This is a genomic window from Pseudomonas sp. GM79 (assembly GCF_000282495.1).
GTDB lineage: Bacteria > Pseudomonadota > Gammaproteobacteria > Pseudomonadales > Pseudomonadaceae > Aquipseudomonas.
The window spans coordinates 56,690-76,250 of record NZ_AKJE01000047.1 but is presented as its reverse complement, the minus strand read 5'-3'; the positions used below and the strand labels follow the sequence as shown (position 1 = coordinate 76,250).

The window sequence follows — 19,561 nt, the reverse complement described above, 5'->3', positions numbered from 1 at the left end:
CAATTCTGTGCCAAAATTAGCCATTCCTGTTTTCCGAGCGTGCCCTGATGTCCCAGCAACCCACTCTCATCCGCGAAACCTTCCCCGTCGGCCCCCTCCAGTGCAACTGCACCATCATCGGCGACCCCATCACCAAAAAGGCCATCGTCGTCGACCCGGGCGGCAATCACGAACTGATTCTCGCGCGCCTTGATGCCTTGGGCCTGAAGGTGGTCAGCATCATTCATACCCACGCGCACCTGGATCACTTCCTGGCCTCCGGTCAGTTGAAGGAGAAAACCGGCGCGACGCTGCATCTGCATAAAGAAGATCAATTCCTCTGGGACAACCTGGAAATGCAGTGCCAGATGTTCGGCGTGCCTTACACCCCCGTGCCATCGCCAGATCGCTGGTTGGCCGACGACGAAGAGTTGGCTTGCGGGTGTGGCGTGGCGTTGCACACGCCGGGTCATACACCAGGTTCCATGAGCTTTTGGTTTTCAGAGGCTAAGCTGCTGATAGCCGGCGATACGCTGTTCAAGCGCGGGGTAGGGCGTACGGATTTATGGGGAGGCGATCAGGCGACTCTCGTGCGTTCGATCAAGCAACGGTTGTATACCCTCGACGAAGAGGCGACGGTGGTGACCGGTCATGGTCCGGACACGTGTCTGGGCGATGAAATGCGCGGTAACCCCTTTGTACGAGCCTGAAGATGCAGTTGTGAAAGGCACGACGGAATTTTTGGCGTTGGCCATGATCCAACACCCGCAAAGGTTCATTGCTTAAGTCCGCTGCACCACAGAATGCAAAAAAAGTAGGAGCTCTCCATGTTCACCTCGCGTCGTTTGATTATTGTCGCTACTGCCGTGGCTTTGTTGTCCGGTTGCGCATCGCAGAACCCTTATGACAGCCAGGGTCAGGCTGATGGCGGCTCTACGGGCATGAGCAAAACCGCCAAATACGGTGGCCTCGGCGCCTTGGCCGGTGCACTGGCCGGTGCTGCCATCAGTCACGATAACCGTGGCAAGGGCGCGCTGATTGGCGCCGCCGTGGTGGGGGCTTCTGCCGCCGGTTACGGTTACTACGCCGACCAGCAGGAGAAAAAATTGCGGGCCAGCATGGCCAACACTGGGGTTGAAGTGCAGCGCCAAGGCGATCAGATCAAGCTGATCATGCCGGGCAACATCACATTCGCCACTGATTCGGCGAATATCGCGTCGGGCTTCTACCAGCCGCTGAACAATCTGGCGGGCTCGCTCAAGGAGTTCAACCAGAACCAGATCGAGATCGTCGGCTACACCGACAGCACCGGCAGCCGTCAGCACAACATGGACCTGTCCCAGCGTCGCGCCCAGAGTGTGGCGACTTACCTGACCTCCCAGGGTGTCAGCGGCGCCAACCTGTCGGCGCGTGGTGCCGGGCCGGATAACCCGATTGCCAGTAATGGTGATGCCAATGGCCGGGCACAGAACCGTCGGGTCGAGGTCAACCTGAAGGCGATTCCGGGCCAGGAGTATCAGCAGCAGGGTCAGGTGCAGCAGTATCCGTAAAGCGTCTGATTGAACCCCAGGCGTAAAAAGCCCGCCCGATCCTCTACAGATCGGGCGGTTTTTGTTTTTGTCAGTTCGGGCCTCTTCGCGAGCAAGCCCGCTCCCACATTCGACCGGGTTCTCTCAGGGGGATGCGTTCAAAATGTGGGAGCGGGCTTGCTCGCGAAGAGGCCCGGACAGGCAACGCAAAACAGCAACAGAAACAAAAAAGCCCTCGAACAATCGCTTGTCCGAGGGCTTTTTGTGTCGCGCGAAACCTGATTACTTCTTCAGGCCGTAATGCTCGTCAAGCATGCCCGGCGCGTTTGGGGCTTTGGGGGCGTAGTCGCGAGGCGGTTCCTGATCGCGCGGTGGCGTCAGGCGTTCCCGTGGAGCCTGCGCCGCGTCGGCGTGCAAGGCAGCCAGCAAGCGTTGGCGAGTCTGCTCGTCCAGGGCCAGACGGTTGGCGCCCTCGGCGAGATGATCCTGCACTTCCTGATAGCTCGCAGTCAGTTTCTTGACCAGGTTTGCAGTGCTGTTGAAGTGGGTGACCACTTCGTTCTGATAACTGTCAAAACGTTCCTGAATGTCATCCAGCTGACGTTGCGTGCTGCTAGGCGCGGCATTCGGCACCAGGCGAGCGATCAGGAATCCAATGGCGACACCCACAACCAGGGCAAGAGTCGGCAACAACCAAACTAAGAGCGAGTGTTCCACGAGTCCTTCCTCTATAAACGGCTTTGCTTTACGTTAACGGCTCGAACCTGCGCTGTATACCGCGATTCACTCGCAATAGAATTGGCACAGACAATTGGCTAGACGAGTCGACCCGATTCGAGGTCACGGAGTTCCTTCCTTGCTTATGCGCGAAACCCCTGTAGTGATTGATGGCCCGGTCGGCCAACTGGAAGCCCTGTACTTAAATAACGAGGGGCCGGATAACGAGCAACCCCGCGGTCTGGCGCTGATCTGCCACCCGAACCCGGTGCAGGGCGGCACCATGCTCAACAAGGTCGTCTCGACCTTGCAGCGCACCGCGCGCGACGCCGGTTTTATTACCTTGCGGTTCAATTACCGTGGCGTCGGCACCAGTGCAGGCGCGCACGACATGGGCACTGGCGAAGTCGACGATGCCCAGGCGGTGGCCGAATGGCTGCGGGCCAAACATCCTGACTTGCCCCTGACCCTGTTCGGTTTCTCCTTCGGCGGATTTGTTGCAGCAAGTCTCGGCGGACGCCTGGAAGCCAAGGGTGAGCAACTCAAGCATTTATTCATGGTGGCGCCCGCTGTCATGCGCTTGGGCGATCAGGATCAATTGCCGCAACAAGGTACATTGACCCTGATCCAGCCGGAAACCGACGAAGTCATCGATCCGCAGCTCGTTTACGACTGGTCCGACGCACTCGATCGCCCCCATGAGCTGCTGAAAGTGGCAGAATGCGGACACTTTTTTCATGGCAAGCTGACCGATCTCAAGGATCTGATCCTGCCGCGTCTTTCGAATTGATTGCAGTCTGACAAGCGATTACCCATGACGACTCGTACCCGTATCCTCACCGGCATCACCACCACCGGCACGCCGCACCTGGGCAACTACGCCGGCGCCATCCGCCCGGCGATCGTCGCCAGCCGTGACAGCAATGCCGATTCGTTCTACTTCCTGGCCGACTACCACGCCCTGATCAAATGCGATGACCCGCTGCGCATCCAGCGTTCGCGTCTGGAAATCGCCGCGACCTGGCTGGCCGGTGGTCTGGACGTGGACCGCGTGACGTTCTATCGCCAGTCCGACATCCCGGAAATCCCCGAGCTAACCTGGCTGCTGACCTGCGTGGCCGCCAAGGGCCTGCTCAACCGCGCCCATGCCTACAAGGCCTCGGTGGACAAGAACGTCGAGACCGGCGAAGACCCGGACGCGGGCATCACCATGGGCTTGTACAGCTATCCGGTGTTGATGGCTGCGGACATTCTGATGTTCAACGCCCACAAGGTGCCGGTCGGCCGTGACCAGATCCAGCACGTGGAAATGGCCCGGGACATCGGCCAGCGCTTCAATCACTTGTTCGGCCAGGGCAAAGAGTTCTTCACCATGCCTGAAGCGCTGATCGAGGAAAGTGTCGCCACCTTGCCGGGCCTCGACGGTCGCAAGATGTCGAAGAGCTACGACAACACCATTCCGTTGTTCAGCAGCGCCAAAGAAATGAAAGACGCGATTTCGCGGATTGTCACCGACTCCCGTGCCCCGGGCGAAGCCAAGGATCCGGACAACTCGCATCTGTTCACCTTGTTCCAGGCTTTCGCTACGCCGTCACAATCCGACGAATTCCGCAGCGAATTGCTCCAGGGCCTGGGTTGGGGCGAGGCAAAGAATCGTCTGTTCCAGCTGCTCGACAGCGAATTGGGCGAGTCTCGCGAGCGTTATCACCAGTTGATCGAACGCCCGGCGGATCTGGAAGACATGCTGCAGATCGGCGCCAAAAAGGCCCGTTCGGTGGCGACGCCGTTCCTCCACGAACTGCGCGAGGCGGTCGGCCTGCGTTCTTTCGTCGCTCAGACCCAAGTCGCAGCGACCACCAAGAAGAAAGCCGCGAAAGCCGCGCGCTTCGTCAGCTTCCGTGAAGACGATGGCAGTTTCCGCTTCCGTCTGCTGGCGGCCGATGGCGAGCAACTGCTGCTGTCGCGCAACTTCTCCGACGGTAAAACCGCAGGGCAAGTGACCAAGCAACTGCAATCCGGTCAAGCCTTGGACGTGCGCAGTGAAGACCTGAGCTTCAGCGTCTGGCTGGAAGGCGAGTGCGTTGCCGACAGCCCGGCCTTCGCCGACAGCGCTGCTCGCGATGCTGCCATCGGTGCTTTGCGCGTTGCCCTGACACCGGTTCAGGAATAATCAACGGCTCGGTCCGACCAAGGGCCGATTGCCATTCCCACGGGCCGTCGCTACAGTGACGGCCCGTTTTTGTTGCCTTGCTAACGAATTATGACGCCCCTAGAACGATATCAAGCTGATCTGAAACGCCCGGAATTCTTCCATGACGCCGCCCAGGAAACTGCCGTGCGCCATTTGCAGCGCCTGTACGACGATCTGGTCGCGGCCTCGCAAAACAAACCGGGCCTGCTCGGCAAACTGTTTGGCAAGAAGGATCAGGTGCCGGTCAAGGGCCTGTACTTCTGGGGCGGCGTGGGTCGCGGCAAGACTTACCTGGTCGACACCTTCTTCGAAGCGCTGCCGTTCAAGGAAAAGACTCGCACTCACTTCCACCGCTTCATGAAGCGCGTGCATGAAGAGATGAAGACCCTGGGCGGTGAGAAAAACCCGCTGACCATCATTGCCAAGCGCTTCTCCGACGAGTCGCGAGTGATTTGTTTCGATGAGTTCTTCGTCTCCGACATCACCGACGCGATGATTCTTGGCACGTTGATGGAAGAGTTGTTCAAGAATGGCGTGACCCTGGTCGCGACCTCGAACATCGTGCCCGACGGCCTGTACAAGGACGGCCTGCAGCGTGCGCGTTTCCTGCCGGCCATTGCGCTGATCAAGCAGAACACCGAAATCGTCAACGTCGACAGCGGCGTCGATTACCGTCTGCGTCACCTCGAGCAAGCGGAACTGTTCCACTTTCCGCTGGATGAAGCCGCCCAGGAAAGCCTGCGCAAGAGCTTCCGGGCCTTGACGCCGGAATGCACGGCAGCCATCGAGAACGACGTATTGGTGATCGAGAACCGTGAAATCCGTGCCGTGCGCACTTGCGATGACGTGGCCTGGTTCGACTTCCGCGAACTCTGCGACGGCCCACGCAGCCAGAACGATTACATCGAACTGGGTAAAATCTTCCACGCCGTGTTGCTCAGCGATGTCGAACAGATGAGCGTCACCACCGACGACATCGCCCGACGCTTTATCAACATGGTCGACGAGTTCTACGACCGTAACGTGAAGCTGATCATTTCCGCCGAAGTCGAGCTCAAAGACCTCTACACCGGCGGTCGCCTGAACTTCGAGTTCCAGCGCACGCTTAGCCGCTTGCTGGAAATGCAGTCACACGAGTTCCTGTCCCGGGCGCACAAGCCGTAGGACGGTTCGGAAAATAAAAAAGGGTCTGCAATGCAGGCCCTTTTTTATGCGCACCGAAGAACCCATGTGGGAGCGGGCTTGCTCGCGAAAGCGGTCTGACATTCAACATTGATGTCGACTGAACCACCGCCTTCGCGAGCAAGCCCGCTCCCACATTGGATTTGGGTTCAGTCCTTAAGCCGCTTGCTGAAACTGCTGCCGATACTGGTTCGGCGACAACTCCGTGTGCTGGCGGAACAGTCGCGCAAAGAAACTCGCGTCATCGTAACCGACCTCATAACTGATGGTCTTGATGCTCTTGCGACTGCCGGACAACAAGCCCTTGGCGGTTTCGATGCGCAGCCGCTGCAGGTAATGCAGCGGTTTGTCGCCGGTGGCGGTCTGGAAGCGGCGCATGAAGTTGCGGATGCTCATGCCGTGTTCGCGGGCCACGTCTTCGAAGCGAAACTTGTCGGCGAAGTGTTCTTCGAGCCAGTGCTGGATCTGCAGGATGATCACATCCTGGTGCAGCTTCTGACCGCCAAAACCGATTCGTCCTGGCGCATAGCTGCGCTGCACTTCATAAAGAATGTCGCGGGCCACGGCCTGGGCCACGTTGGCGCCGCAAAAACGCTCGATCAGGTAAATGTAGAGATCGCAGGCCGAGGTGGTGCCGCCGGCGCAATACAGGTTGTCGGCGTCGGTCAGGTGTTTGTCCTGATTGAGCTGGACCTGCGGGAAGCGTTCGGCAAAGGCATTGAAGAAACGCCAGTAGGTCGTCGCTTCCTTGCCGTCGAGCAACCCGGCTTCGGCCAGCCAGAACACACCGGTAGCTTCGCCACACAACACGGCGCCGCGTGCATGCTGCTGACGCAGCCACGGCAGGACCTGTGGATAACGTTTGCAGAGGGTGTCGAAATCGTCCCAGAAGGCGGGAAGGATGATGACGTCGGCGTTTTCCAGGCCGCCGTCCACCGGCATGATCACGTCGCTGAAGCTGTTCACCGGTTTGCCGTCGGGGCTGACCAGCCGGGTTTCAAACGCCGGTGTCAGGCCGTGGCCCAGTTGTTTGCCATAGCGCAGGCTGGCCAGATGGAAGAAATCCTTGGCTTGCATGAGGGTGGAAGCGAAAACCCGGTCGATAGCCAGGATGCTGACGCGCCGCAAGGGCGTGGAGACTTGGTTAGACATAATTCAACTTTATTCTTATAGGGGAAAGTGGTCACCAGACGGCTGGATCGTCTTATTTTTTGTCGGATGTGTCCAGTGTCCTGTATCGGATACGAGGCTTAGTCTCTAAAGGTCAATTCCGGCTAACAATAACCACAGGTGCCGCATGATCCCCAGAACCTTGTTCAGTTCCGAGCACGAACTTTTTCGCGACAGCGTGCGAACGTTCCTCGAAAAAGAGGCCGTGCCGTTCCATGGGCAATGGGAAAAACAAGGCTATATCGACCGCCAACTCTGGAACAAGGCAGGGGAGGCGGGGATGCTCTGTTCGCATCTGCCGGAAGAATACGGCGGGCTGGGGGCAGACTTTCTCTACAGCGCGGTGGTGATCGAGGAGGTCGGCCGCCTGGGGCTGACCGGCATCGGTTTTTCACTTCATTCGGACATTGTGGCGCCTTATATCCTGCATTACGGCAGTGAAGCGCTGAAACACAAATACCTGCCCAAGCTGGTGTCTGGCGAAATGGTCACCGCGATTGCCATGACCGAGCCGGGTGCCGGTTCCGACCTGCAAGGGGTGAAAACCACCGCTGTGCTGGATGGCGACGAATACGTGATCAACGGTTCGAAGACCTTCATCACCAATGGCTTTCTGGCTGACCTAGTGATCGTCGTGGCCAAGACCGATCCAAAGGCAGGAGCGAAGGGCACCAGTCTGTTTCTGGTAGAGGCCAATACGCCCGGCTTCGCCAAGGGCAAGCGTCTGGAAAAGGTCGGGATGAAGGCTCAGGACACCTCGGAGCTATTCTTCCAGGACGTACGGGTACCGAAAGAAAACCTGCTGGGCCAGGCCGGGATGGGCTTCGCTTACTTGATGCAGGAACTGCCGCAGGAGCGTCTGACGGTCGCGGTAGGTGGCTTGGCGTCAGCTGAAGCGGCGTTGCAATGGACGCTGGATTACACCCGTGAGCGCAAGGCTTTCGGCAAGGCCATCGCCGACTTCCAGAACACCCGCTTCAAACTCGCTGAAATGGCGACCGAAATCCAGATCGGCCGGGTTTTCGTCGATCGCTGCCTGGAACTGCATCTGCAAGGCAAACTCGACGTGCCGACAGCGGCAATGGCCAAGTACTGGGGCACCGACCTGCAATGCAAGGTGCTCGACGAGTGCGTGCAGTTACATGGCGGTTACGGGTTCATGTGGGAATACCCGATCGCCCGGGCGTGGGCGGATGCGCGGGTGCAGCGGATCTATGCCGGGACCAATGAGATCATGAAGGAGATTATTGCGCGGTCGCTTTGATGGCGTGGTGAGTTCGAGATCGCCTTCGCGAGCAAGCCCGCTCCCACATGGGGTCTGTGTCGATGCACAAATATGTGCATCAACACTGATCAACTGTGGGAGCGGGCTTGCTCGCGAAGGCTTTTCACCTATCGATCAAGGTGCAGGGTTCGGATGGTCCTGGTGAATCGCCTCGATCCCTGCCAACACTTCGTCGGAAAGTTTCAGCTCGAAGCTGGCAATGTTGCTGTCCAGTTGCTCAAGCGTGGTGGCGCCGATGATGTTGCTGGTGACGAACGGTTGCTGTGTGACGAAGGCCAGGGCCATCTGCGCCGGATCCAGACCGTGTTCACGGGCCAGTGCCACATAACGGCTGCACGCTGCCTCTGACTGAGGATTGAAGTAGCGGCTGAAGCGACTGTAGAGGCTCAGGCGACCTTTGGGCGGACGCGCGCCACCTTCGTACTTGCCCGACAGGAAACCGAACGCCAGCGGCGAGTAGGCGAGCAGGCCGCACTGTTCGCGGATGGCGATTTCCGCCAGGCCGACTTCGAAGCTGCGATTGAGCAGGTTGTAGGGGTTCTGGATCGATACGGCGCGCGGCCAGCCACGGGCTTCGGCGAGGGCGAGGAAACGCATGGTGCCCCACGGCGTTTCGTTGGACAGGCCGATGTGGCGGATCTTGCCGGCCTTGACCTGTTCGTCCAGTGCTTCGAGGGTGTCTTCCAGCGGGGTGAGGTTGACTTCGCTCGTGTGCTTGTAGCCCAGTTGTCCGAAGAAATTGGTACTGCGTTCAGGCCAGTGCAGCTGATAGAGATCGATGTAGTCGGTCTGCAAGCGCTTGAGGCTTGCATCCACGGCCTGGACGATGTTCTCGCGGTTGTGCTTGAGGTTTTTGTCGCGGATGTAGTCGATGGTGTTGCCGGGGCCGGCGATCTTGCTCGCCAGGATCCAGTCGGCGCGATCGCCGCGACTTTTGAAGTAATTGCCGATGTAGCGCTCGGTGGTGGCGTAGGTTTCGGCCTTGGGTGGCACGGGGTACATTTCGGCGGTGTCGATGAAATTGATGCCCGCGCTCTTGGCTCGTTCGATCTGGGCGAAGGCTTCAGCCTCACTGTTTTGCTCGCCCCAGGTCATGGTGCCGAGGCAGATTGCACTCACGTTCAGATTGGTTCGGCCTAGCTGGCGATAGTCCATCGGGTGCTCCTTGGGCAAAACAATCATAAAAGCAGGTTGAAATATTTTTCGCAATCTGCATAATTGCGCACCTCTTTCTGCAGTGGAAGTGATGCACCGCCGCCGAAGAATCTTGCCGTTGAACGGACGCGCCGACCCGAGCCCCCGAAAGCGTCTGTATCCGGCTGCCTTTGACTTGTCAAAGTACGCACTATTCAGTAAGATCCGCCGTCTAATTTACAGGGCGGCCCCTGAGGCTATAAAGAATGAAAACTTTTACTGCTAAACCGGAAACAGTACAGCGCGACTGGTTTGTCGTCGACGCTGCAGGTCAGACCCTGGGTCGTCTGGCCACCGAAATCGCGAGCCGTCTGCGTGGCAAGCATAAAGCTGAGTACACTCCTCACGTTGACACCGGCGATTACATCGTCGTTATCAATGCCGAGCAGATTCGTGTAACCGGTGCTAAAACCACCGACAAAATCTACTACTCCCACTCCGGTTTCCCGGGCGGCATCAAGTCGATCAACTTCGAAAAACTGATCGCTAAAGCCCCTGAGCGCGTGATCGAGACCGCGGTCAAAGGCATGCTGCCTAAGAACCCGCTGGGTCGCGACATGTATCGTAAGCTGAAAGTCTATGCGGGCGCTGTACACCCTCATACTGCTCAGCAGCCCCAAGAACTGAAGTTTTAACGGAATAGTTCATTATGTCGGCGACTCAAAATTACGGCACTGGCCGTCGCAAGACCGCAACCGCACGCGTTTTCCTGCGTCCGGGTACTGGTAACATCTCCATCAACAACCGTTCGCTGGATAATTTCTTCGGCCGCGAAACTGCCCGCATGGTAGTTCGTCAGCCGCTGGAATTGACTGAGACTGTCGAGAAGTTCGACATCTACGTCACCGTGATCGGTGGTGGTGTAAGTGGTCAAGCTGGCGCAATCCGCCACGGTATCACTCGCGCACTGATGCAGTACGACGAAACCCTGCGTGGCGCTCTGCGCAAAGCTGGCTTCGTTACTCGCGATGCTCGTGAAGTTGAACGTAAGAAAGTTGGTCTGCGTAAAGCGCGTAAGCGTCCGCAGTACTCGAAGCGTTAATTCGCTTTCACGTTCAAAAAGAACGCCCAGTTTCCTCGCGAAGCTGGGCGTTTTTTTATGGGCGTGATTTATCAAGGAATTGCGCTGTGACAACTTGCCACATCCGCAGAGGCCCTATACTGCAAGGCTTGGCAGTGAAGCCCCTCGGTAATTACCTTGTCAGAATTGGGGCTTTTCATTACCATTCGGCAAAATTTTTATAAGTTCAGATTTTTACTTAGTAGACGCCTGATTTAACAGGCCACAAAGCTGATGGGAGAGGACTGAATGAGCAATGACGGCGTGAATGCAGGCCGGCGTCGCTTCTTGGTAGCAGCCACATCCGTGGTGGGTGCTGCAGGAGCGGTGGGGGCTGCGGTCCCGTTCGTGGGGTCATGGTTTCCCAGTGCCAAGGCGAAAGCCGCAGGTGCACCGGTGAAAGTGAATGTCAGCAAAATCGAGCCAGGTCAGCAAATGATTGCTGAGTGGCGCGGCCAGCCGGTGTTCATTGTCCGCCGTACCGAGGAAATCCTGGGGAATCTGAAAAAGATCGAGGGCCAGCTGTCTGACCCGACCTCCAAGAACTCGACGCAACCGACCTATGTCGACCCGGAAACGCGTTCGATCAAGCCAGAAGTTCTGTTGCTGATCGGTATCTGCACGCATCTGGGTTGCTCACCAACTTTCCGTCCGGAAGTGGCTCCTGCAGACCTGGGCAAGGATTGGGTAGGGGGTTATTTCTGCCCTTGCCACGGTTCTCACTACGATTTGGCTGGCCGCGTCTACAAGTCGCAACCTGCGCCTTTGAACCTGCCAGTTCCCCCGCATTCCTATGAGACCGATGACATCATTGTCATTGGCGTCGATACGGAGAAAGCGTGATGAGCAAGTTCATGGATTGGGTTGATGCGCGCTTCCCCGCGACCAAAATGTGGGAAGACCATCTCAGCAAGTACTACGCCCCGAAGAACTTCAACTTCTTCTATTTCTTTGGCTCCCTGGCACTGCTCGTTCTGGTCAACCAGATCGTTACCGGTGTCTGGCTGACCATGAGTTACACCCCGTCGGCGGAAGAAGCGTTTGCTTCCGTCGAATACATCATGCGCGACGTCGAGTACGGCTCGATCCTGCGTCTGCTGCACTCCACTGGCGCTTCGGCGTTTTTCATCGTGGTCTATCTGCACATGTTCCGTGGTCTGCTCTACGGTTCGTACCAGAAGCCGCGTGAGCTGGTGTGGGTCTTCGGCATGCTGATCTACCTGGCGCTGATGGCTGAAGCCTTCATGGGGTATCTGCTGCCGTGGGGCCAGATGTCCTACTGGGGTGCCCAGGTGATCATCTCGCTGTTCGGTGCGATCCCGGTCATCGGTAACGACCTGACCCAGTGGATTCGTGGTGACTACCTGATTTCCGGTATTACCCTGAACCGCTTCTTCGCCTTGCATGTGGTTGCCCTGCCGATCGTGATTCTCGGTCTGGTGGTGGTGCATATTCTGGCGCTGCACGAAGTCGGTTCGAACAATCCGGATGGCGTCGACATCAAGAAGCACAAAGACGAAAACGGTATACCGCTGGACGGCATTGCCTTCCACCCGTACTACACCGTGAAAGATATCGTCGGCGTGGTGGTGTTCCTGTTCATCTTCTGCTCGATCGTGTTCTTCTTCCCTGAAATGGGCGGCTACTTCCTCGAGAAGCCGAACTTTGAAGTGGCGAACGCCTTCAAGACCCCTGAGCACATCGCTCCAGTCTGGTACTTCACACCGTTCTACGCGATTCTGCGGGCGGTTCCGGACAAGCTCCTGGGCGTAATCGCCATGGGCGCGGCCATCGCTGTGCTGTTCGTCCTGCCATGGCTGGATCGCAGCCCGGTCAAGTCGATGCGTTACAAAGGCTGGCTGAGCAAGATCTGGCTTTGGGTGTTCTGCATCTCGTTCGTGATCCTGGGTGTGTTGGGTGTTCTGGCGCCAACGCCAGGCCGTACGTTGCTGTCGCAGGTATGTACCTTCCTGTACTTCGCCTACTTCATTCTGATGCCGTTCTACACCAGGCTCGAGAAGACCAAACCGGTTCCGGAAAGGGTGACTGGCTGATGAAAAAGCTATTTGCTGTACTGATTCTTGCGGCGATGCCTGTACTGTCCTTTGCGGCCGAACACGGTGGTCCCGAACTGGAAAAAGTCGACATCGACGTTTCCGACAAGGCTGCCATGCAGGACGGCGCACGCACGTTCGCCAACTATTGCATGGGCTGCCACAGCGCGAAGTTCCAGCGCTACGAGCGTGTCGCCGATGACCTGGGCATTCCTCACGAGTTGATGCTTGAGAAGCTGGTGTTCACCGGCGCCAAGATTGGCGATCACATGAACATCGGCATGCAGCCGGCTGACGCCAAGACCTGGTTCGGTGCGGCGCCGCCCGACCTGACGCTGGTGGCTCGTGTTCGTGGCACCGACTGGCTCTACGGCTATCTGCGTTCGTTCTATGAAGACCCGTCACGTCCATGGGGCGTGAACAACAAAGTGTTCCCGAACGTCGGCATGCCTAACGTTCTGGTCGGCCTGCAGGGTCGTCAGGTGGTAGGCTGTAAACAAGTTCAAGTCGTCGAAGACGGCAAGAAGCAATACGATCCGCTGACTGGCACCGCTTTGACCCATGAAGCCTGCGATCAACTGACTGTATTGCCGAAAACCGGCACGCTGAACGAAGAGCAGTTCGACGAGAAGGTCAAGAATCTGGTGACCTTCCTGGCCTACTCGGCCAACCCGGTGAAGCTGCAGCATCAGCGCATCGGTACCTATGTGTTGCTGTACCTGGCGTTCTTCTTCGTATTCGCTTACTTGCTCAAGCGTGAATACTGGAAAGACGTCCATTGATAAAGCGGTAAGCCATTGCTGTTAATCGCGCGCGCCCAGGGGCGTCTCTGAAGGTGTAACGAGTCTGGTGATCCAGGCGTTACGGGAGGCGCCCTCTGGGCGCGCGTGTTTTTCCGTTTCCGATAATTTCAACAAGCGAGGAGGACCGCCATGGGCGTGACCAATCGGTTGGCCTGTTACTCCGACCCCGCCGACCACTATTCCCACCGAGTGCGCATCGTACTTGCAGAGAAGGGTGTCAGCGCCGAGATCATTTACGTGGAAGCTGGTCGCCAGCCGCCTAAACTGATTGAGGTGAACCCTTACGGAAGCCTGCCCACCCTGGTCGATCGTGACCTGGCGTTGTGGGAGTCGACCGTGGTGATGGAGTATCTGGATGAGCGTTACCCGCACCCGCCGCTACTGCCGGTTTATCCCGTGGCGCGTGCCAACAGTCGTCTGCTGATTCATCGTATTCAGCGTGACTGGTGTGGCCTGGTGGATCTGATTCTGGATTCGCGGACCAAGGAAGCAGCCCGTGTCGTGGCTCGTAAAGAGCTGCGCGAAAGCCTGACAGGCGTGTCGCCGTTGTTTGCCGACAAGCCGTTTTTCCTCAGTGAGGAACAAAGTCTGGTGGATTGCTGCCTATTGCCAATACTCTGGCGATTGCCGATTCTGGGTATTGAACTGCCGCGGCCTGCCAAGCCGCTGCTTGATTATATGGAGCGCTCGTTTGCGCGTGAGGCTTTCCAGGCGAGTCTGTCTGGTGTCGAACGCGATATGCGCTAAGGCTTAAGGAGCCGCTATGAACTCCAGTCGACCTTATCTGGTCCGCGCGCTCTACGAGTGGATTGTGGACAACGATTGCACCCCGCACATGCTGGTCAATTCCGAGTATCCGTCGGTGCAGGTGCCTCAGGGTTTTGCCAGTGACGGACAGATTGTCCTGAACGTTTCCCCCGCAGCCGTGCGTCATCTGCATATGGACAACGAGGCAGTCAGTTTCGAGGGGCGCTTCGGTGGCGTGCCGCACACCCTGTACGTGCCTATCGCATCGATCCTGGGCATTTACGCCCGGGAGAACGGTCAGGGCATGGTGTTCGATATGGAATCGCCTCTGGAAGACGAGGAAGAGATCGAGCCGGATGATGATGTTCCGCCACCCGACAGTGAGCCGCCGCGTCCCAGCGGTCGACCGAGTTTGAAGGTGGTGAAGTAATAAAAAAGGCGATCCGAATGGATCGCCTTTTTTATTACTTCACCACCTTCAAACCGTAGGCTTCTACTGGTGCTTACAGTCGCGTCAGTCGATGTACTCAAACAACTTCACGATCTTCTGCACGCCGGAAACGCCTTGTACCAGATTGGTCGCTTGAGCCGCTTCCTGCTTGGTCAGCAGACCCAGCAAATAGACGATGCCGTTTTCGGTCACAACCTTGATGCGCGAACCCGGGATGGAGGCGTCGGTGAGCATCTGGGTCTTGATCTTGGTGGTCAGCCAGGTGTCGTTCTGACGCGCCAGCAGCGAGGACGGTTGCAGCACTTGCAGTTCGTTATGCACCTTCTTCACGCGCTGCACGGAGGCGGCAACCTGTTCGGCCTTGGCCTTGAGGTCGGCACGAGGGGTTTGCCCGGCGAGTAGCACCACGCCGTTGAAGCTGGTGACGACGATGTGCGAGTTGTTGTCCAGGTCCGGATCGGCCTTGGCGATGTTTACACCGGCCTTGGTTTCGATCAGGGAGTCGTCGATCTTGCTGCCGAAGGTGCGGGTGCCGCGGTCATCATCGATCGGCGCTTCACGGCTGGCATTAACCACCGAGGTGCAGCCGCTGATGCCAAGGCACAGGGTCAAGGCCAGAAGGCCTAGGCGATTAGGGGTCATTCTTCACTCCCGAACAGTTGGCTGTCGATCAAATCGCAAAGGCAATGGATCGCCAGCAGGTGGACTTCCTGAATACGTGCAGTGACGTTGGCTGGTACGCGAATCTCGACGTCCTCAGGCAATAGCAGTGACGCCATGCCGCCGCCATCACGACCGGTCAATGCTACGACAATCATTTCGCGATCATGTGCGGCCTGGATCGCTTGAATTATGTTTGCCGAGTTGCCGCTGGTGGAAATCGCCAGCAAAACATCACCCGGTTGACCGAGGGCGCGGATCTGTTTGGAGAAGATTTCGTTGTAGCTGTAATCGTTGGCGATCGAGGTGATCGTCGAGCTGTCGGTGGTCAGCGCGATGGCGGGCAGGCTCGGGCGCTCGCGTTCGAAGCGGTTGAGCAGCTCGGACGAGAAGTGCTGTGCGTCACCGGCGGAGCCGCCGTTGCCGCAGGACAGCATTTTGCCCTCGTTGAGCAGGGCGTTGACCATGACCTGGCTGGCTTGCTCGATGTGCGGTGCAAGTACGTCCATCGCCTGTTGCTTGGTGTCGATACTGGCCTGAAAAAGCTGGCGAATTCGCGATTGCATGTCCATCTGTGTGACCTTAATTAGCGCGGCTACTCGGCACATGAATGTGCAGCCCGCAAAGCAAAGAGCAAAAGTGTTGGGTGAAGGTGTCCGGTTCGGGACGCAAGCGATCAGCTGTCGAAGGCATTCTGCAACCAGTTCAACTGATCAAGGTTGCTGTCGATGGCAACCACGTCGAAGCGGCAGGGGGAATTGGCCCAACGCGACTCGCGCTGAAGAAAATACTGCGCGGCAAAAATCAGTTTCTGCCGTTTGCGCCCATCGATGCTATCGAGCGCACCACCCCATTGGGTGTTTTTTCTATAGCGGACTTCGACGAATACTACTGTATCGCCATCAAGCATGACCAGATCAAGCTCGCCGCGTTTACACAACCAGTTCTGCGCCAGCAGGCGCAGACCTTGTTGCTGAAGATGCTCGAGCGCATGACGCTCGGCATCTTTACCGCTTTGCTGGCGTGACCTGTCAGGCATCAGCGCGAGGTGTCCGGCAGGCGTTGAACCTGACCGTTGGCGAACTCTGCCCATGGCAACTGACGCTCGACCCGTTGACTCTGAGTCATGCCCAGGCTGCCCGATTGACCCTGGATGCGGCTGTCCGGCAAGGCCTTGAGTTGCCCCAGGCGCGGTGCCAGGCGATAGGCGTCAACGCCCATCGCGTACAGACGGCCCAGGCTGCCGCCGGCTTGTGGCCATTGTGCAGTGACCTGTTTGCGCAGTGGGTCATTGGCATCCAGCAACCATGGGGTTTCGCAGAAGCGAATACCGTTCATATCGTTGTACTGGTTCTGATCGCCGCTGGCGCTGAATACGTGGGAGGTGGCGTAAACCGGCACGTCACCCGCGTACTGGAAGTTCAGGGTCGGTTTGATCTGTTGAGCCTGTTGTGGCGTCGCGGCCAGGAAGATGAACTCGATGTCCTGACGGCGCGAAGGTTGAGCGGCAACCTGCGAGCCAACGGTGCTTTGCAGGCTTTTGGCGCGGCCTTCGCTCTGGCGCAGCTGGAACATGTCGGCAATCTGCTGGGCCAGTTGCACCGGCTGGTCGACGCGTTCGGTAGCGACGATGCTGCCACCGTTGGCTTGCCAATCCTGGCTGAACGCCCTGAGTACGCGGTCGCCCCATTCGCCTTTCGGCACCATGATCGCGGCGCGGTGCAGGCCATCGGCGCGTGCGCGACGGGACACTTCGCGGGCTTCGTCTTCAGCGGCAAGACCGAACTGGAACAGTTGGGCCGGACCTTGTGCGCCTTCGCTGTAGTTCAGGGCCAGGGTAGTGATCGGCAGTTGCGGGCGCGCGCTGAGCTGTTTGACCAGCGGCTTCTCCAGCGGGCCGACTACCAGTTGCACGCCATCGGCCTGGGCCTTGCGATAGAACTCGTCGAGGGAGGTCAGGCGCGAGCTGTCATAGAATTCGATGGCTGGCGGCTTCTGCCCGGCTTGTTGCGCCTGGTAGTGAGCAGCCATGAAGCCTTCACGCAGTGCTTTGCCAACCGGACCCAGTGGGCCGTCTTGCGGCAGCAGCAGGGCGATCTTGCTCAGAGGCTGGCTGGCCAGCTCCTTGAGTTTGGTCAATGGCAACGGCAGCTGGACGGCAGCCGGGTGCTTTGGATTCTGTTCGCGCCAGTTGTCGATCGCGGCTTGCTGCTGTTCCAGGGTGCCGGCCGTTTTAACCACCAGCGCCAGACGGATCCAGCCGCCGAGGTCATCGTCGGTGGTCGGCTGCAATTGATCGGTCGGCAGCGAAGCGATCAGGGTCCAGATCGCTTCGTGGTTTTTGCTGGCGGCTTCACCTTCAAGCATCGGCGCAATAAAGATGCGCTCCCGTGCGGCGGCCAGGGTCTGGCCGTCGGCCTCAAGGGCGCGGGCATGAACGGTGCCGGTGCGAACCTGTTGTTCGGCGGGCAGTTCGCTCAGGCGTTGCAGGCTCGGATGGCTCAGGGCAGTCAGCGCCGCTTTGGGCTGATTGCGGGTCATGGCCAGTTCAGCCGCCAGGGTGTTGGCGAAGACTTGTTGGCCAGGCTTGAGTTGTTCCACCGGCACCTGTTGCAGGATTTGCGCGGACTGGCCGGCATTACCCTGGCGATAAGCCAGGTCTGCCGCGCTCAAGCGCAGTAGAGCGGCTTTTTCCGGGTCTTTGCTTTGAGTGGCCTGTTCGAGCAGTTGCTCGATACTGGCATCCGGGGTCCGTGGAAGTTCGCCAAGGCTGGAAGAGGGCGAGCTGGCGCAAGCCGCCAGCAAGGCAGCGAGGCAGAGGGCAGTGAACAGCCGCAGGCAAGCGATCATGTAGTGTTCCTGATACTCGATCAAATTAGCGTGGAATTGTACCCAAGCACTGGCCGGGGCGCGATGTTACTGGCGTGAATCGATCAATTTAGCTCATGCAAATGTTGCAGCACTGCACAAAAGGCTGGAAAAACCGCGGAGGGGGAGGCGTATCGCAAGCGCCGCTACGCGCTACAATGTCGCCTTTTACCGATCATGAGGTGTGCGTTTTGACTGTTCCAGGTGCTTTGAATTCCGCTGCTGGCTCGCTTTATGTGGTGGCGACGCCCATCGGCAACCTGGACGACATCAGTGCGCGTGCGCTGAAGATCCTGCGTGAGGTCGCCTTGATCGCGGCCGAAGACACTCGCCATTCCCAGCGATTGATGCAGCATTTCGGTATCCCCACACCGCTGGCGGCCTGCCATGAACACAATGAGCGTGAGGAGGGTAACCGCTTTATCACGCGTCTGCTGGCGGGCGACGATGTGGCGTTGATTTCCGACGCTGGGACGCCGCTGATTTCCGATCCGGGTTATCACCTGGTGCGTCAGGCTCGTACCGCAGGGATCAATGTGGTGCCGGTTCCGGGGGCGTGTGCCTTGATTGCGGCATTGTCGGCGGCGGGCCTGCCGTCCGACCGTTTCATCTTCGAAGGTTTTTTGCCGGCCAAGGCTGTCGGCCGACGGGCTCGTCTGGAGCTGGTAAAAGAAGAGCCGCGCACGCTGATTTTCTATGAAGCACCGCACCGCATCCTCGAGTGCCTGCAAGACATGGAGCTGGTATTTGGTGCCGAGCGTCCGGCGTTGCTGGCGCGGGAACTGACCAAGACCTTCGAAACCCTCAAAGGCTTGCCGCTGGCCGAGTTGCGCGAGTTCGTCGAATCGGACAGCAATCAGCAGCGTGGCGAGTGTGTAGTGCTGGTGGCGGGCTGGACTGCCCCTGAGACCGAAGACGCTGTCAGCAGTGAAGCCATGCGTATTCTCAATCTGTTACTCGAAGAGATGCCGCTCAAGCGTGCGGCGGCATTGGCGGCGCAAATTACCGGCGAACGCAAGAATGTGCTCTATCAGGTCGCGCTGGATAAACAGAAGGGCGAGTAAACCGACGTGCAGCGCCGGCCAGAGGCTTTTAGCGCTTGTTCTTCGGTCGCTCTGCCGTTAATCTTCGCGGCGGAGAGTCGATCGGACAGTCGCTGCCCTCTATGAAAATTAGGGGGGGGAGGAAAGTCCGGGCTCCATAGGGCGAAGTGCCAGGTAATGCCTGGGAGGCGTGAGCCTACGGAAAGTGCCACAGAAAATAACCGCCTAAGCGCTTCGGCGCCGGTAAGGGTGAAAAGGTGCGGTAAGAGCGCACCGCACGTCTGGCAACAGTTCGTGGCTAGGTAAACCCCACTTGGAGCAAGACCAAATAGGGTCCCAAGGCGTGGCCCGCGCTGGGACCGGGTAGGTTGCTAAAGATGTCCAGTGATGGCCATCGTAGACGAATGACTGTTCAAGACAGAACCCGGCTTACAGATCGACTCTCCACCTTTTTTTCCCTCTCTGCCGAGTCATTGGCAGCGATGTGTGTAATGGCAATTTCCCTCCCTGCTGAATCAATAGCAGAAGCGCTTTTGTAATACCGAAAAAATCTTACTCTTAACAAACTACTTTAACTTCTGAACGCAGCCTTATGTGCTGATTCAAGTTATTGAGCGAATTCATCCGT

At 58.2% G+C, this 19,561-nt stretch carries 21 protein-coding genes and 1 other RNA gene; 15 read left to right on the top strand and 7 right to left on the bottom strand.

The features are described from left to right. Positions 1–47: 47 nt before the first annotated feature. Both PMI36_RS14865 and PMI36_RS14870 read left to right on the top strand, forming a co-directional pair. Positions 48–689, top strand: coding sequence for an MBL fold metallo-hydrolase (locus PMI36_RS14865; RefSeq protein WP_007905270.1), 642 nt, complete (start codon positions 48–50; stop codon positions 687–689). Positions 690–806: 117 nt separating this feature from the next. Continuing rightward, positions 807–1,529: an OmpA family protein gene (locus PMI36_RS14870; RefSeq protein ID WP_008072125.1), complete on the top strand. Its 723-nt coding sequence runs from the start codon at positions 807–809 to the stop codon at positions 1,527–1,529. Between the two features lie 261 nt (positions 1,530–1,790). Here the strand turns inward: PMI36_RS14870 and PMI36_RS14875 are convergent, their stop codons facing one another. Beyond that, complete coding sequence (locus PMI36_RS14875) at positions 1,791–2,225, bottom strand: YhcB family protein (RefSeq protein WP_007905278.1); 435 nt, start codon at positions 2,223–2,225, stop codon at positions 1,791–1,793. Positions 2,226–2,370: 145 nt separating this feature from the next. Between PMI36_RS14875 and PMI36_RS14880 the strand changes: the two genes are divergently transcribed. The 3 genes from PMI36_RS14880 to zapE all read left to right on the top strand — a co-directional run bounded on the left by PMI36_RS14880 (position 2,371) and on the right by zapE (position 5,580). After that, on the top strand, positions 2,371–3,015 hold the full coding sequence (locus tag PMI36_RS14880; RefSeq protein ID WP_032830412.1) for an alpha/beta hydrolase: 645 nt from the start codon (positions 2,371–2,373) through the stop codon (positions 3,013–3,015). Between the two features lie 24 nt (positions 3,016–3,039). Then, entirely contained in the window at positions 3,040–4,395 is a 1,356-nt protein-coding gene (locus tag PMI36_RS14885; RefSeq protein WP_008072123.1) for a tryptophan--tRNA ligase, read from the top strand. Between the two features lie 90 nt (positions 4,396–4,485). Then, complete coding sequence (gene zapE / locus PMI36_RS14890) at positions 4,486–5,580, top strand: cell division protein ZapE (RefSeq protein WP_008072122.1); 1,095 nt, start codon at positions 4,486–4,488, stop codon at positions 5,578–5,580. 174 nt (positions 5,581–5,754) lie between these two features. Here the strand turns inward: zapE and PMI36_RS14895 are convergent, their stop codons facing one another. Further along, the gene (locus tag PMI36_RS14895; RefSeq protein ID WP_173667540.1) at positions 5,755–6,651 is read right to left on the bottom strand and encodes a GlxA family transcriptional regulator; all 897 of its coding nucleotides are present in this window, start codon (positions 6,649–6,651) and stop codon (positions 5,755–5,757) included. A 244-nt stretch (positions 6,652–6,895) separates the two neighbouring features. Between PMI36_RS14895 and PMI36_RS14900 the strand changes: the two genes are divergently transcribed. After that, positions 6,896–8,032 carry an acyl-CoA dehydrogenase family protein gene (locus PMI36_RS14900; RefSeq protein WP_008004989.1) on the top strand — a complete coding sequence of 379 codons (1,137 nt, stop codon included), beginning with the start codon at positions 6,896–6,898 and terminating at the stop codon, positions 8,030–8,032. A gap of 135 nt (positions 8,033–8,167) precedes the next feature. On the opposite strand, the gene PMI36_RS14905 is transcribed toward PMI36_RS14900, so the two are convergent. Continuing rightward, on the bottom strand, positions 8,168–9,208 hold the full coding sequence (locus PMI36_RS14905; protein WP_008072121.1) for an NADP(H)-dependent aldo-keto reductase: 1,041 nt from the start codon (positions 9,206–9,208) through the stop codon (positions 8,168–8,170). A gap of 245 nt (positions 9,209–9,453) precedes the next feature. Here PMI36_RS14905 and rplM point away from each other — a divergent pair, with 245 nt between their 5' ends. The 7 genes from rplM to PMI36_RS14940 all read left to right on the top strand — a co-directional run bounded on the left by rplM (position 9,454) and on the right by PMI36_RS14940 (position 14,341). Further along, positions 9,454–9,882: a 50S ribosomal protein L13 gene (rplM, locus tag PMI36_RS14910; protein WP_007905295.1), complete on the top strand. Its 429-nt coding sequence runs from the start codon at positions 9,454–9,456 to the stop codon at positions 9,880–9,882. A gap of 14 nt (positions 9,883–9,896) precedes the next feature. After that, on the top strand, positions 9,897–10,289 hold the full coding sequence (gene rpsI / locus PMI36_RS14915) for a 30S ribosomal protein S9 (protein WP_002555064.1): 393 nt from the start codon (positions 9,897–9,899) through the stop codon (positions 10,287–10,289). A gap of 267 nt (positions 10,290–10,556) precedes the next feature. Then, positions 10,557–11,150 (top strand): ubiquinol-cytochrome c reductase iron-sulfur subunit, encoded by a 594-nt coding sequence (gene petA / locus PMI36_RS14920; protein ID WP_007905300.1) that lies wholly within the window; start codon positions 10,557–10,559, stop codon positions 11,148–11,150. Further along, positions 11,150–12,361, top strand: coding sequence for a cytochrome b (locus PMI36_RS14925; protein ID WP_008072120.1), 1,212 nt, complete (start codon positions 11,150–11,152; stop codon positions 12,359–12,361). Before petA ends, PMI36_RS14925 begins: the two co-directional genes overlap by 1 nt. After that, the gene (locus tag PMI36_RS14930; protein WP_008072119.1) at positions 12,361–13,143 is read left to right on the top strand and encodes a cytochrome c1; all 783 of its coding nucleotides are present in this window, start codon (positions 12,361–12,363) and stop codon (positions 13,141–13,143) included. Before PMI36_RS14925 ends, PMI36_RS14930 begins: the two co-directional genes overlap by 1 nt. A gap of 150 nt (positions 13,144–13,293) precedes the next feature. Further along, a complete protein-coding gene (locus PMI36_RS14935; protein WP_007905304.1) occupies positions 13,294–13,911 on the top strand; it encodes a glutathione S-transferase N-terminal domain-containing protein in 618 nt (205 codons plus the stop codon). A 16-nt stretch (positions 13,912–13,927) separates the two neighbouring features. Continuing rightward, positions 13,928–14,341 carry a ClpXP protease specificity-enhancing factor gene (locus PMI36_RS14940; RefSeq protein ID WP_008004998.1) on the top strand — a complete coding sequence of 138 codons (414 nt, stop codon included), beginning with the start codon at positions 13,928–13,930 and terminating at the stop codon, positions 14,339–14,341. A gap of 84 nt (positions 14,342–14,425) precedes the next feature. Here PMI36_RS14940 and PMI36_RS14945 read toward each other — a convergent pair whose 3' ends face one another. From PMI36_RS14945 to PMI36_RS14955, 4 genes are all read right to left on the bottom strand, one after another. Then, entirely contained in the window at positions 14,426–15,004 is a 579-nt protein-coding gene (locus PMI36_RS14945) for a BON domain-containing protein (RefSeq protein ID WP_008072118.1), read from the bottom strand. Then, on the bottom strand, positions 15,001–15,594 hold the full coding sequence (locus PMI36_RS14950) for a phosphoheptose isomerase (protein ID WP_007904374.1): 594 nt from the start codon (positions 15,592–15,594) through the stop codon (positions 15,001–15,003). Before PMI36_RS14950 ends, PMI36_RS14945 begins: the two co-directional genes overlap by 4 nt. A 104-nt stretch (positions 15,595–15,698) precedes the next feature. Beyond that, positions 15,699–16,061, bottom strand: a complete 363-nt coding sequence (locus PMI36_RS30620; RefSeq protein ID WP_007904371.1) for a YraN family protein — start codon at positions 16,059–16,061, stop codon at positions 15,699–15,701. After that, entirely contained in the window at positions 16,061–17,872 is a 1,812-nt protein-coding gene (locus PMI36_RS14955; RefSeq protein WP_008072117.1) for a penicillin-binding protein activator, read from the bottom strand. The genes PMI36_RS30620 and PMI36_RS14955 overlap by 1 nt, the downstream gene beginning before the upstream one ends. Positions 17,873–18,048: 176 nt before the next feature. Here PMI36_RS14955 and rsmI point away from each other — a divergent pair, with 176 nt between their 5' ends. Beyond that, complete coding sequence (gene rsmI, locus PMI36_RS14960; protein WP_162130625.1) at positions 18,049–18,954, top strand: 16S rRNA (cytidine(1402)-2'-O)-methyltransferase; 906 nt, start codon at positions 18,049–18,051, stop codon at positions 18,952–18,954. A gap of 73 nt (positions 18,955–19,027) precedes the next feature. Further along, an RNA gene (rnpB, locus tag PMI36_RS30075) (RNase P RNA component class A) lies at positions 19,028–19,381 on the top strand. Positions 19,382–19,561 lie beyond the last annotated feature (180 nt).

Coding starts and splice junctions, on each gene's coding strand:
- PMI36_RS30620 (WP_007904371.1), bottom strand. CDS start 16,061: ATGCCTGACAGGTCACGCCAGCAAAGCGGTAAAGATGCCGAGCGTCAT.
- rplM (WP_007905295.1), top strand. CDS start 9,454: ATGAAAACTTTTACTGCTAAACCGGAAACAGTACAGCGCGACTGGTTT.
- PMI36_RS14885 (WP_008072123.1), top strand. CDS start 3,040: ATGACGACTCGTACCCGTATCCTCACCGGCATCACCACCACCGGCACG.
- PMI36_RS14945 (WP_008072118.1), bottom strand. CDS start 15,004: ATGACCCCTAATCGCCTAGGCCTTCTGGCCTTGACCCTGTGCCTTGGC.
- PMI36_RS14950 (WP_007904374.1), bottom strand. CDS start 15,594: ATGGACATGCAATCGCGAATTCGCCAGCTTTTTCAGGCCAGTATCGAC.
- rsmI (WP_162130625.1), top strand. CDS start 18,049: ATGTCGCCTTTTACCGATCATGAGGTGTGCGTTTTGACTGTTCCAGGT.
- PMI36_RS14900 (WP_008004989.1), top strand. CDS start 6,896: ATGATCCCCAGAACCTTGTTCAGTTCCGAGCACGAACTTTTTCGCGAC.
- PMI36_RS14870 (WP_008072125.1), top strand. CDS start 807: ATGTTCACCTCGCGTCGTTTGATTATTGTCGCTACTGCCGTGGCTTTG.
- PMI36_RS14865 (WP_007905270.1), top strand. CDS start 48: ATGTCCCAGCAACCCACTCTCATCCGCGAAACCTTCCCCGTCGGCCCC.
- petA (WP_007905300.1), top strand. CDS start 10,557: ATGAGCAATGACGGCGTGAATGCAGGCCGGCGTCGCTTCTTGGTAGCA.
- PMI36_RS14955 (WP_008072117.1), bottom strand. CDS start 17,872: ATGATCGCTTGCCTGCGGCTGTTCACTGCCCTCTGCCTCGCTGCCTTG.
- PMI36_RS14940 (WP_008004998.1), top strand. CDS start 13,928: ATGAACTCCAGTCGACCTTATCTGGTCCGCGCGCTCTACGAGTGGATT.
- zapE (WP_008072122.1), top strand. CDS start 4,486: ATGACGCCCCTAGAACGATATCAAGCTGATCTGAAACGCCCGGAATTC.
- PMI36_RS14925 (WP_008072120.1), top strand. CDS start 11,150: ATGAGCAAGTTCATGGATTGGGTTGATGCGCGCTTCCCCGCGACCAAA.
- PMI36_RS14905 (WP_008072121.1), bottom strand. CDS start 9,208: ATGGACTATCGCCAGCTAGGCCGAACCAATCTGAACGTGAGTGCAATC.
- PMI36_RS14935 (WP_007905304.1), top strand. CDS start 13,294: ATGGGCGTGACCAATCGGTTGGCCTGTTACTCCGACCCCGCCGACCAC.
- PMI36_RS14930 (WP_008072119.1), top strand. CDS start 12,361: ATGAAAAAGCTATTTGCTGTACTGATTCTTGCGGCGATGCCTGTACTG.
- PMI36_RS14880 (WP_032830412.1), top strand. CDS start 2,371: ATGCGCGAAACCCCTGTAGTGATTGATGGCCCGGTCGGCCAACTGGAA.
- rpsI (WP_002555064.1), top strand. CDS start 9,897: ATGTCGGCGACTCAAAATTACGGCACTGGCCGTCGCAAGACCGCAACC.